Annotated in this window: 11 protein-coding genes; 1 reads left to right on the top strand and 10 read right to left on the bottom strand. The window is 75.8% G+C overall.

Translation table 11 applies throughout. The features are described 5' to 3' along the window. Positions 1–45 precede the first annotated feature (45 nt). The 10 genes from SSBG_RS28980 to SSBG_RS28935 all read right to left on the bottom strand — a co-directional run bounded on the left by SSBG_RS28980 (position 46) and on the right by SSBG_RS28935 (position 8,657). Positions 46–975 (bottom strand): sucrase ferredoxin, encoded by a 930-nt coding sequence (locus SSBG_RS28980; protein WP_008749585.1) that lies wholly within the window; start codon positions 973–975, stop codon positions 46–48. After that, the gene (locus tag SSBG_RS28975; protein ID WP_008749584.1) at positions 975–2,162 is read right to left on the bottom strand and encodes a cupin domain-containing protein; all 1,188 of its coding nucleotides are present in this window, start codon (positions 2,160–2,162) and stop codon (positions 975–977) included. The genes SSBG_RS28980 and SSBG_RS28975 overlap by 1 nt, the downstream gene beginning before the upstream one ends. 17 nt (positions 2,163–2,179) lie before the next feature. Continuing rightward, positions 2,180–2,491 (bottom strand): hypothetical protein, encoded by a 312-nt coding sequence (locus tag SSBG_RS28970; protein WP_008749583.1) that lies wholly within the window; start codon positions 2,489–2,491, stop codon positions 2,180–2,182. Between the two features lie 177 nt (positions 2,492–2,668). After that, positions 2,669–3,874, bottom strand: a complete 1,206-nt coding sequence (locus SSBG_RS28965) for an NAD(P)/FAD-dependent oxidoreductase (protein WP_199781418.1) — start codon at positions 3,872–3,874, stop codon at positions 2,669–2,671. Continuing rightward, on the bottom strand, positions 3,871–4,065 hold the full coding sequence (locus SSBG_RS28960) for a ferredoxin (protein ID WP_037870862.1): 195 nt from the start codon (positions 4,063–4,065) through the stop codon (positions 3,871–3,873). Before SSBG_RS28960 ends, SSBG_RS28965 begins: the two co-directional genes overlap by 4 nt. Positions 4,066–4,097: 32 nt before the next feature. Beyond that, entirely contained in the window at positions 4,098–5,327 is a 1,230-nt protein-coding gene (locus tag SSBG_RS28955; protein WP_008749581.1) for a cytochrome P450, read from the bottom strand. A 577-nt stretch (positions 5,328–5,904) separates the two neighbouring features. Continuing rightward, a complete protein-coding gene (locus tag SSBG_RS28950; protein WP_008749580.1) occupies positions 5,905–6,204 on the bottom strand; it encodes a DUF3253 domain-containing protein in 300 nt (99 codons plus the stop codon). 19 nt (positions 6,205–6,223) lie between these two features. Beyond that, the gene (locus tag SSBG_RS28945) at positions 6,224–7,261 is read right to left on the bottom strand and encodes an ABC transporter permease subunit (protein ID WP_008749579.1); all 1,038 of its coding nucleotides are present in this window, start codon (positions 7,259–7,261) and stop codon (positions 6,224–6,226) included. Then, entirely contained in the window at positions 7,258–8,175 is a 918-nt protein-coding gene (locus SSBG_RS28940) for an ATP-binding cassette domain-containing protein (RefSeq protein WP_008749578.1), read from the bottom strand. The genes SSBG_RS28945 and SSBG_RS28940 overlap by 4 nt, the downstream gene beginning before the upstream one ends. A 59-nt stretch (positions 8,176–8,234) precedes the next feature. After that, the gene (locus tag SSBG_RS28935) at positions 8,235–8,657 is read right to left on the bottom strand and encodes a GntR family transcriptional regulator (RefSeq protein ID WP_008749577.1); all 423 of its coding nucleotides are present in this window, start codon (positions 8,655–8,657) and stop codon (positions 8,235–8,237) included. Positions 8,658–8,953: 296 nt separating this feature from the next. Here SSBG_RS28935 and SSBG_RS28930 point away from each other — a divergent pair. Continuing rightward, on the top strand, positions 8,954–9,996 hold a 1,043-nt coding region (locus SSBG_RS28930; protein ID WP_234010692.1), incomplete at its 3' end, for an ArnT family glycosyltransferase.

The following is a 9,996-nucleotide window of genomic DNA, read 5'->3' as shown; positions in this document are numbered from 1 at the left end:
CCGCGCGCGGGGCCCGGGGTGGCGTGGTGCGGCGTGCGTTCCCGCTCAGTGGGGGCCGGGCGTGGGTGCCGGTCCGCGCAGGGTGCGCACCGTGACGGCCTCGTGCGCGAGGAAGGTGCTCGGTGTCGCGCCCCGGCAGGTCAGCCGGTGGGGGCCGGTGCGGCGGGTGCGCACCCGGACCTCGCTCAGTGCCGGGTGCGGGGGCGCTCCCGCGACGCGGACGCGCCAGCCGTCGTCCGCGCGTTCCGTGGCGACGATGTCGTAGGCGTGGCGGGCGGCGGGGCCGTGGCGGGCGAGGAGGGCGGCGATGGCGACCTGGGCGGGGGGCGGCAGGTCGGTGTAGCCGCGCAGGTGGGGGGCGTGCACGTGTCCCGCGAGGTGTTCCGCCAGTGTCGTCAGGGCGGAGGGCGCGTCGAGGTTGCCGTAGTACACCCCGTCGGGGAGGACGGCGAGGTTGGCGGCGAAGCGGTCGCCTCCTACGTGGGTGCACTCCCAGACGAGGTCCGGGTGGCGGGTGGCGAGGGCGGCGGCCACCGGGCGGCCCCGTACGGCGCAGCACACGTCGTGCGTTCCGTGGGCGCAGACGAGGACGACGGGCGGGTGCCCGGTCGTGCCGGGGTGGCGCAGGGCGTCGGGGATGCCGTCGAGGTCCGCGTCCCTCGTCCATGTGCCCCAGGTCTGGCGGTGGGCCCCGCGCGCGTCGTGGTGGAGGACGGCCCAGTGGCGTGTCGCGGCGCGGCGGTCGCGGCCGGGGCGGCGGACGAGGAGGATGCGGGCCTTGCGGGCGCGCGCCGCTTCGAACACCCGGGTGGCGCAGGCGGGTTCGAGGCCGAGGCCCTCGAAGCCGTTGGGCGGCCAGGCTCCCGGGTGTTCGATCAGGACCCAGACGCGGCCGTGCGGCGCCGTCCCGGCGAGGCCGTCGCCGCGGGCTCGCGCGGCCTCGGCGCAGAAGAACCGCGCCGGGTCCCCGGCCATCAGGGCGCGGCGGGGACCAGGACGCCCGCGCGCAGCAGACGGCGTACGAGGGCGGTGCCCGGGTCCCGCGCGGGGTGCGGTCCGCCGTCGAGCAGCCGGCGGACGGCGGGCAGGTCGGCGGGTGTCAGGTCGAGCCAGCCCGCGCGGGTCCACAGCCGGGTGCCGTCCAGGCGTGCCTCCAGTGCGGGGCGCAGCCGTACGGGGGTGGTGTCGGTGAGGGCGTCGAGGGCGGCGAGCTGTGCGAGCGGCCCGAGGGGCGCGGGGCGGCCCTGGGCGCGGCGGGTGCGGGCGAGGAGCGGGGCCGGGTCCGCGGTGGTGAGGGCGGCGAGGAGTCGTGCGCGGATCTCGTCCAGTTCCTCGCCGGGTCCTTGTGCGCCGAGCGGGAGGGAGGTGCGCAGCTCGGGGTCCTCGCGGAGCGTGGCGAGCGCGGTCTCGGCGAGCTGGGCGGCCACGGCGTGCCGGGTCCAGGGGTGGACGCCGAGCGTGAGGTGGGTGGAGACGGTTCCCTGTGCGACGGCGGAGTGCAGCCAGCCGCGCGGCAGGTAGAGCACGTCGCCCGGTTCCAGGACGGTGTCCAGGACGGGCGGGCCGGCGGCGGCCTCGGCGACGGCGGCGCGGTGGGCGGTCCACGGCTGGGCGCGCGTGGGCGCGGTGACGACGGGTTCGTGGATGAGCCATCGTTTGGTGCCGGTGATCTGGAGGACGAAGACGTCGTGGACGTCGTAGTGGGCGTCGAAGCCCTGGTTCTGGGGCGGGGTGACGTAGGCGTTGGCCTGGACGGGGTGCCCCAGTTCGGTGGCGAGCCGGGAGGTGAAGGTGCCGACGGGCTCCCAGGTGCGGTGCAGGGCCTGGAGCACGAGGGTGGCGCCGTCCGCGAAGGCGCGCCACAGCGCGGTGTCGTCGAGCTGGTCGGCGATGGTGGCGCCGACGCCGCCGGGGGCGGTGAAGGACGACTCGGGGAGGGTGGCTCCGTCCTTGGCGACGCGCAGGAACGGGGTGCGCAGTCCGCGCCGGGAGACGAGTTCGTCCACGGCGGCCGAGGAGAAGAGGTCGGAGAAGTCGCTCGCGCGGCGGGTGAGCGAGGGCGTGCGTCCCCACACCTCGCGCGCGAACTCGTCCCGGCCCAGGCCGGTCAGACGCGATTCCAGGACGCCGGTGTCCGTGGGAACACCAACGTCCTGGATCACACCGTTCCCTTCGGGGCTCAAGAGCCCTCGGCGGCACCGTCGGCGCCACCGTCGTGGACGCCGGGCGTACCCGCCGCGCCACCGTCGGCCGGACCCTCGGCACCACCGTCGGCGCCACCGTCGTGGACGCCGGGCGTACCCGCCGCGCCACCGTCGGCCGGACCCTCGGCACCACCGTCCGCACCGCCGTCGTGCACGCCGGGCGTACCCGCCGCGCCGCCGTCCGCCGGACCCTCGGCACCACCGTCCGCGCCGCCGTCGTGGACGCCGGGCGTACCCGCCGCGCCGCCGTCGGCGGGGCCTTCCTCCTGGTACTCGGGCTTGCTCATGACGCCCTCCTGAATGTCGCGCGGGGTCGCACGGGCGCGGCTTCGTTTCCCGGGGCGGGCAAATCGGTTCCAGCTTTCCCAACCTCGCCACCGGGTGGGCCGATTTGTTTATCGGGAGGCTGGGGCGCCTGGGCGAGACGTGCCGGGGGTGGCCGCTCGCGCGGGGCTCGTGGCGCGTTACGCGCGCGTCGCCTCCGCCCAGTCCGCGCGGGCCGCGACGGCGGCCCGCCAGGGGCGGAGGGTCTTCGGTGGCAGGCCGAAGGACAGGGCGCCGACGAGGGCGGGGCCGCGGCGGTAGGCGACGAGGAAGCGGCCCTCGTCCGGGTCGCCCTCGACCACCCGGCTCTCCTCGTGGCCGCGGAGGTGGCCGTACGCCTGGACGCGGATGCCGTACTGGTCCGTCCAGAAGTACGGGACGGGCGCGAAGGGGCGGGCCTGTTCGGGGTGGAGCAGGTTCCGCGCGGCGGCGACGGCCTGTTCGGCGGCGTTGGTGCGGTGTTCGAGGCGCATCGTCGTGCCGAACAGCGGGTTGTGCCAGCGGGCCACGTCTCCGGCGGCGTAGACGCCGGGGGCGGCGCGGTTGCGCTCGTCGCACTCGACACCGTCGTCGAGGCGCAGCCCGCTGCCGGCGAGCCAGTCGGTGGCGGGCTCGGAGCCGATGGCGACGAGGACGTCGTCGGCGGGCACGTGCGTGCCGTCCGAGAGCCGGAGGCCGGTGAGGCGCCCGTGCGTGCTCTCGGCGGCGGCCACCGCGGTGCCGGTGCGCAGGTCCACGCCGTGCTCGCGGTGCAGCCGGGCGACGCGGGCGCCGACGTGCCGGCCGACGACGTGGGCGAGCGGGAGGGGGGCGGGTTCGACGAGGGTGACGTGCGCGCCGAGGGCCCGCGCGGACGAGGCCACCTCCGAGCCGAGGAAGCCCGCGCCGACGACGACGAGTCTGCGGCCGGGGGCGAGCCGTTCCCGCAGGGCGAGGGCGTCGTCCAGGTGGCGCAGCACGTGGGTGCCGGGCAGTCCGCTCCAGGGGAGCCTGCGGGGGCGTACGCCGGTGGCGATGAGGAGGGCGTCCCAGCCGATGTCCTCGCCGCGGGTGAGGGACACGGTCCGGGACGAGGGCGACAGGGCGGTCGCCGCAGTGCCGAGGCGCAGGTCCAGGGCGAGGGCCGTCACCGCCTCGGGCGGGCGCAGCCGGGTGCGTTCCGCCGTCCACTCACCGGCGAGGACCTGTTTGGACAGCGGGGGGCGGTCGTAGGGCAGGCGCGGTTCCTCGCCGATGAGGGTGAGGGCGCCGTCGTATCCCTGTGCGCGCAGGGTCTCGGCGGCAGTGAGGCCCGCCGCCGAGGCGCCGACCACGACGATGCGGCGCGGCGCCCGGGCGGTGGTCACCTCGGTGCCAGGCGGATGGCGGAGGCGGGGCAGACGGCGGCGGATTCCCGTACGTCGTCCTCGTGGTCCGGGGAGGGGTCGGCGTCGAGCAGTTCGACGATGCCGTCGTCGTCCTGGTCGAAGACGTCGGGTGCCAGCAGGACGCACTGCCCGGACGCGACGCACTTGGGCTGGTCGACTTCCACGTGCATGGGGAGCTCGCTTTCGTGGGGGCGGGAGGCCGTCACCAGGTGACGGGCAGTTCGTAGACGCCGAAGATGGCGCCGTCGTGCTTGAACTCCAGCCGCTCGATGCCGGTGGCCAGGGCGAGGGTGGGGATGCGGCGGTAGAGGGTGCTGTAGACGACCTGGAGTTCCATGCGGGCGAGCGGCTGTCCGAGGCACTGGTGGACGCCGAAGCCGAAGGCGACGTGGCGGCGGGCGTCGCGGCCCAGGTCGAGCCGGTCCGGGTCGGGGAAGGCCGCCGGATCGCGGTTGGCGGTCTCGCCGGAGAGGACGATGCCCTCGCCCGCCCGGATCGTCACTCCCCCGTACGTGATGTCCTCCAGTGCGACGCGGCGGCGGCCGCTGTGCACGATGGTCAGGTAGCGCAGGAGTTCCTCGACGGCGGCGGCGACGGCCTTCGGGTCCTCGGTGGCGCGGAGGGCGTCGAGCTGCTCGGGGTGGCGCAGCAGCGCGAGGGTGCCCAGGGCGATCATGTTCGCGGTGGTCTCGTGGCCGGCGGCGAGCAGCAGGACGCCCATGCGGGCGGCTTCCAGGCGGGTGAGGTGTCCCGGGGCGACCTGCTTCGTGGCGATGTCGGAGAGCAGGTCCTCCTCCGGGTGCGCCTGCTTCTCGGCGAGCAGGGCGTCGAGGTAGTCGGTGAGGGCGGTGGAGGCGGCGGACACGTCCTCGGGCCGGGAGGAACGCCGGACGAGGACCTTGGTGTGGCGCTGGAAGAAGCCGTGGTCCGCGTAGGGGACGCCCAGGAGGGCGCAGATCACGAGGCTGGGCACGGGCAGGGCGAACGCCTGCACCAGATCGACCGGCCTGGGCCCGGCGAGCAGGTCGTCGATGAGGTCGTCGGTGATGCGCTGGACGGCGGGGCGCAGGGCCCGCATCTTGCGGATGGCGAAGGGTGCCGTGACCATGCGGCGCATTCGGGAGTGTTCCGGGTCGTCCATGTTGATGAACGACCGGCGGGTCGCGCTGCCCGCCTTCGATCCGGGGCTGACGTGCGGGAAGCCGGAGCGGGTGACGTCGGAGCTGACGCGGGGGTCGGCGAGCAGGTCGCGCACGTGGTCGTGGCGGGTGACGAGCCAGGGGGTGCTGCCGTCCCAGATGCGGACGCGGGACAGGGCGGGGTCGCTCTGCCGGTCCCGCAGGGCCGGGGGCGGGTCGAAGGGACAGCGGGCCGCCCGGGGCATGGGGAACTCGCTGAGGTCCTGCGGTGAGTGGGACACGGTCTCGGTCATACCTGCCTCCGCGAAAGTGAGGGGTGGTGCCGTGGTGGGGATGCCGTGGTGGGTTCCGTGTCCCGAATCCTCACAACAATAGATGCCTGAGGCAACCAGTTGGCCGGAAGGAGCCCTTCCGGCGGAACGCGATCGAGTCAGCGTGCCCGAGGGCGGGCACCGGCCACGCGTCCCAGGGGCATCGGGGCGGTCGCTCTCCCCGGTCGATCGCGGACGGGGGGCGGGCCGGAAGCGGTGGGCGGGGCACGAACGCCCCCCGCCCCCGGGGGCCCGGCGCCGGGCGGGTCCGGGGCGCGGGCGCCGGATTGTGTCCGGAAGCGAACGCGTCGCGACGGCCGCTACCGAGTGCGAGGGAGGTGAAACCCGTTGTGAGGATCGAGAAAGCGCCATCCGTCGGCTGGGACGCGGGGGCGGTGGCCGGTACGGGGCCGGACGCGGGTCCGGTTCCGGTGTCGGGTGAGGCTTGGGTCCGGGCGCTCCTCCGGTCCGGCCACGGCCGGGGAGCGCCCGTGTCCCGCGGTCGGCCGCCGGGGTTCCGGAGGGCACCGGCCCGCCTCGCGCGAGGAGACCCCGCGCCTCAGCCTTCCTCGTGGACGCCGTGGACGCCGTGGACGCGGCGGATGCGCAGGGGGCCGCGCGCTCGGTCCGGGTCGACGCGGTGGCCGCCCTGGGTGATCTCCACCTCGCCCGCGGCCATCAGGCGGCGCGCCGCTCGCCGGGCCGGTTCCATGAGGGCGCGCCAGCCGTCGTCCCTCCCCTCGTGAACGGCTCGTGCGGCGTCGGAGGGGCAGATGGTCGCGCCGGGGGCCCGGCTGTCCAGCAGGGCGAGGATGGTCTGTTCCAGTTTCCGGTCCGTCTGCTGTCCGGGCGTGGTCATGTCTCCAGTCTCGCAGCGGTCAGCGGGCGGCGACGTGCCGGACGTAGAGCGCGCAGGCGAGGGCGAGGACGGCGGCCAGGACGAGGCACACGGCGGTCTCGGTGAGGTGGAGGGGGAGGAACTGGGAGGGGCGCAGGTCGCGGGTGTAGGGGCCGCGGATGCCGTGGGCGTGGAGGCAGGCCGACTGGGGCGCGCCGGGGTAGGGCTGGGGGCAGGGGACGTGGGAGGTCGCGCTGCCGTCGGTGCGGAGGTAGCCGCCGCCCAGGTGCCACGTGTTCGGCGGGAGCGGCGGGTAGTCGACCGTGGGGGCGGGGCACACCTCGGCGGGGAGGAGGCGGGGGCGCAGCCAGCGCAGTGCGGTCCGCAGGCCCCAGGCGGCGGCCGCGGCGGCGGCGATGGCGGGGACCAGGCGGCGCAGGAGCAGGCCCGCGGTGGCGCCGGTGAGCAGGGCGAGCAGGAGGTGGGCGATCCCCACCGTGCCGGTGTACTCGAAGAACGGCCAGTCGCTCCCGGCGGCGAGCTGTCGCCAGGCGACTCCCGGTGAGCCGGGTGCGGCCCGTCCGCGCCACAGGGTGTACCACCACCAGCTCACGGGGGCGGTGATCAGGGGGGCGGCGGCCGTGGTGACAGCCGAGGCGACGAGGAGCTTGGCGACGACCCATTCGGCGCGGCCGATGGACCGGGTCCAGGCGAGGCGGTGGGTGCCGCGCTCGATGTCCTGGGCGAACAGGGGCGCGCCGAGCAGGGCGGCGATCACGAGGGGGAGGGTGTCGAGCACGGGCGGCGCGCGGTGGAGGACGGTGTCCACGGCGTCGGGTACGGGCCTGCCGCAGTACGGGTCCGGGCCGCAGCGGGCCGCGTAGCTCTCGACGCCGGTCACGAGCAGGTGGTGCTGCCGCAGGGCCCAGGCTCCGGCGAGGGCGGCGAGCGCCAGGGTCGTGAGGGACAGGGCGCGGTGCTGGCGCCAGGCGAGCCACAGGGCGCCGACGGGGCGCGGCAGCGGGACGGGGACGTAGCGGGGGGAGGTCCACCTGATGTAGCTGCTCGCCGCCTTCACGCGCCGCTCCCGTCGGTGGTGGGGCGGGAATGGCTCGTCCCTCCCGGGCCCGCTTCGCGGGTGGGGGCGAGGAGCGGGGTGGCGTCCGGGCTGCGGAGGTAGGCGAGGAGGATCTCGTCGAGCGCGGGCGGGGTGGTGCGTACCGCCGGGGGCAGCGAGGAGGGCAGCCGCAGGAGGGTGGCGGCGGAGCGGCCCGAGCGGCGGGTCTCGATGACGGTGGCGCCGTCCGGGCCGAAGGGGTGGGGCGTGCCCGCGTCCGGTGCGTCACGCGCGTAGGTGACGAGGGTGTGGGCCGCCTGGACGAAGTCCGTGTCGTCGGCGATGAGCATCCTGCCGCGGGCCGTGAGGAGGACGTAGTCGCAGACGAGGTGCAGTTCGGCGAGGATGTGGGAGGACATCACGACGGTGGTGCCGTGTTCGGCGGCGGTGCGCATCAGGGCGGCCATCATCGTGTGGCGTCGCAGGGGGTCGAGGTCGGCCATCGGCTCGTCCAGGAGCAGCAGGTCGGGTCGTTTGCCGAGGGCCATGGCGAGGGCGAGGCAGGTGCGGCGGCCACCGGAGAGCCTGCCGACCCGTGCGCGCAAAGGGATGTCCGCCTCGCGGAGGAGGGACAGGGCCTCGGCGTCGTCCCAGGCGGGGTTGAGCTCGCGGCCCAGCCGCAGGGTCTCGGCGACGGTGAGGGCGCCGTGCAGGGGGCGGTCCTGGAGGAGGACGCCGACGCGGGGTAGGACGCCGGGCGAGCCGGGGCGCTGGCCGAGTACGCGCAGGGTGCCCTCGGTGGGCTTCGACAGGCCGGCGGCGAGGGCGAGCAGGGAGGTCTTGCCCTCGCCGTTGGGGCCGACGAGTGCGGCGATCCGTCCGCGGGGGACCTCGAAGTCGCCGTGGCGCTGGGTCCAGCCGTCCTTGGCGCGCAGGCCGAGGTTCTCGGCCCTGAGGGCCGGTGGGGTGTCCTCGTGGGGGGGTGGGGGTGGGGTCACTCATCGGTCCTCGCTCGGCTGTGCGCGGGCGGCGTTGCCTCGCGGGGGTAGTGCTCCTCCAGTTCCGCGGCGGTGAGCGCGGCCACGTCCTCGCGGTCGAGTCCCGCTTCGCGGGCCCGGGTCATCCAGGACCGCAGTTCTTCGCGCAGGGGTGAGCCGCCGGCGGTACCGGGCTGGGCGAGGGAGCGGCGTACGAAGGTCCCGACCCCCTGCCGGGAGTCGACGAGCCCCTCCCTCTCCAGTTCGCGGTACGCCTTGAACACGGTGTTGGGGTTGATGGCCGTGGTGGCCACCACCTGGGCGGCCGTGGGCAGTTTGTCGCCGGGTGCCAGGTGTCCGAGCCGCAGGGCCTGCCTGACCTGTTGCGCGATCTGCTGGTAGGCGGCGATGCCGCTGTGCCGTTCGATGCGGAACTCCATGTCTCCCCACATTCCATGAAGAAGCCGACGGGGTGCCGGTGCCGGGGCGGTTCCGCTCCGCGTGGTGCCGGGCGGGTGCCGTCGGGCACCGCAGCCGCCGCCGGGGCCTCGGTTCGTGCGTTGACAATACTCGGCATCCCTTCTCATACTCGGTTCACTACATAACTAGTGAACCAGATCGGAGGCGGGCGCGCGCCTCGTGCCCGCGAGCGCTGGTTCCCGGGGAGAGGAGCGCGAGCGTGGCACACGTCGTGGTCGGGACCGGACACCGCCCGGGGACCGCCGGGAGCGCCCCCGTGCCCGAAGCCCCTCGCGGGGGCGGCGGTGGGCGCGGTGTCCTCGTACGGCAGTGGGTCCTGCTGTCGCTCCTGGCGCTCCTGGTCCGGGCACCGTCCTTCGGCCGCCCGTTCTGGAGCCCGGACGAGGGCTACCTGGGCACGGAGGCGGTCCTGCTGCGCGCGGGCGGCACGATGTACGGGGACGTCGTGGACCGCAAGCCGCCGCTGGTGCCCTGGCTCTACGAGGCGAGCTTCGCCCTCGCGGGGCCGCACGGGCTCTGGCTGGTGCGCGTCCTGGCCGTCGCGGCGCTCGCGCTGACGGGGGTGCTGGCCGCGCGGCTGGCGACGCGGTGGTGGGGGAACTGGGCGGCGCTTCCCGCCGGGGTGCTGACGATCGCCGGTGCGGCGGCGCTGCCCGCGCCGGACGCGATGGCGGCGACCTTCGAGGTGTTCATGCTGCCCGCCACCGTGGCGGCGCTGTACTTCGGGGCGCGCCGCCGCTACCTGCTCGCCGGGCTCGCGGTGGCCGTCGCCACGCTGACCAAGCAGGTGGGCCTGGCGCCGCTGCTGCCGCTGGCGGTGCAGGTCCTCGCCGGGCGCCGCCGCGCGCGTGAGGGGGCGGCGCTTCTGGCGGGGACCGTGGCGCCGCTGGCGGTGTGCGCGCTGGCCCTCGGGGTGCGGCCCTTCATGTTCTGGGTCTTCTTCTCCTCCGGCTCCTACGCCTCCTCTCCCCCGGGCCTCGCGCAGGCGGCGGGGCGCGCGGGCAACGGGCTGCTGTGCCTGCTCACCGCTTTCGCCCTCGCGCTGCCGCTCGTGGCGCGGCTGCCGTGGCGCGTCCGGTTCCGGCGCCGGGGCCCCGGGTCCCCCGCCGGGGGCGGTGGGCGGGCCCGCGCGCTCTCCTCGCGGGAGGCGGCGCGGCGGGACGCCTCGCGGGCGCTCGCGGGCTGGCTGCCCGCGTCGCTGGCGGCGGTCGCCGTCGGCTGGCACTTCTACGGGCACTACTTCCTCCAGCTCACTCCCCCGCTGGCGCTGGCCTGCCTGTGGCTCGTGGACACCACGCG

It is taken from the genome of Streptomyces sp. SPB074, assembly GCF_000154905.1.
GTDB lineage: Bacteria > Actinomycetota > Actinomycetes > Streptomycetales > Streptomycetaceae > Streptomyces.
Note: the sequence above shows the minus strand (reverse complement) of the source record. Positions and strands in the feature narration are given on the sequence as shown.

Coding starts and splice junctions, on each gene's coding strand:
- SSBG_RS28950 (WP_008749580.1), bottom strand. CDS start 6,204: ATGACCACGCCCGGACAGCAGACGGACCGGAAACTGGAACAGACCATC.
- SSBG_RS28960 (WP_037870862.1), bottom strand. CDS start 4,065: ATGCACGTGGAAGTCGACCAGCCCAAGTGCGTCGCGTCCGGGCAGTGC.
- SSBG_RS28980 (WP_008749585.1), bottom strand. CDS start 975: ATGGCCGGGGACCCGGCGCGGTTCTTCTGCGCCGAGGCCGCGCGAGCC.
- SSBG_RS28970 (WP_008749583.1), bottom strand. CDS start 2,491: ATGAGCAAGCCCGAGTACCAGGAGGAAGGCCCCGCCGACGGCGGCGCG.
- SSBG_RS28955 (WP_008749581.1), bottom strand. CDS start 5,327: ATGACCGAGACCGTGTCCCACTCACCGCAGGACCTCAGCGAGTTCCCC.
- SSBG_RS28935 (WP_008749577.1), bottom strand. CDS start 8,657: ATGGAGTTCCGCATCGAACGGCACAGCGGCATCGCCGCCTACCAGCAG.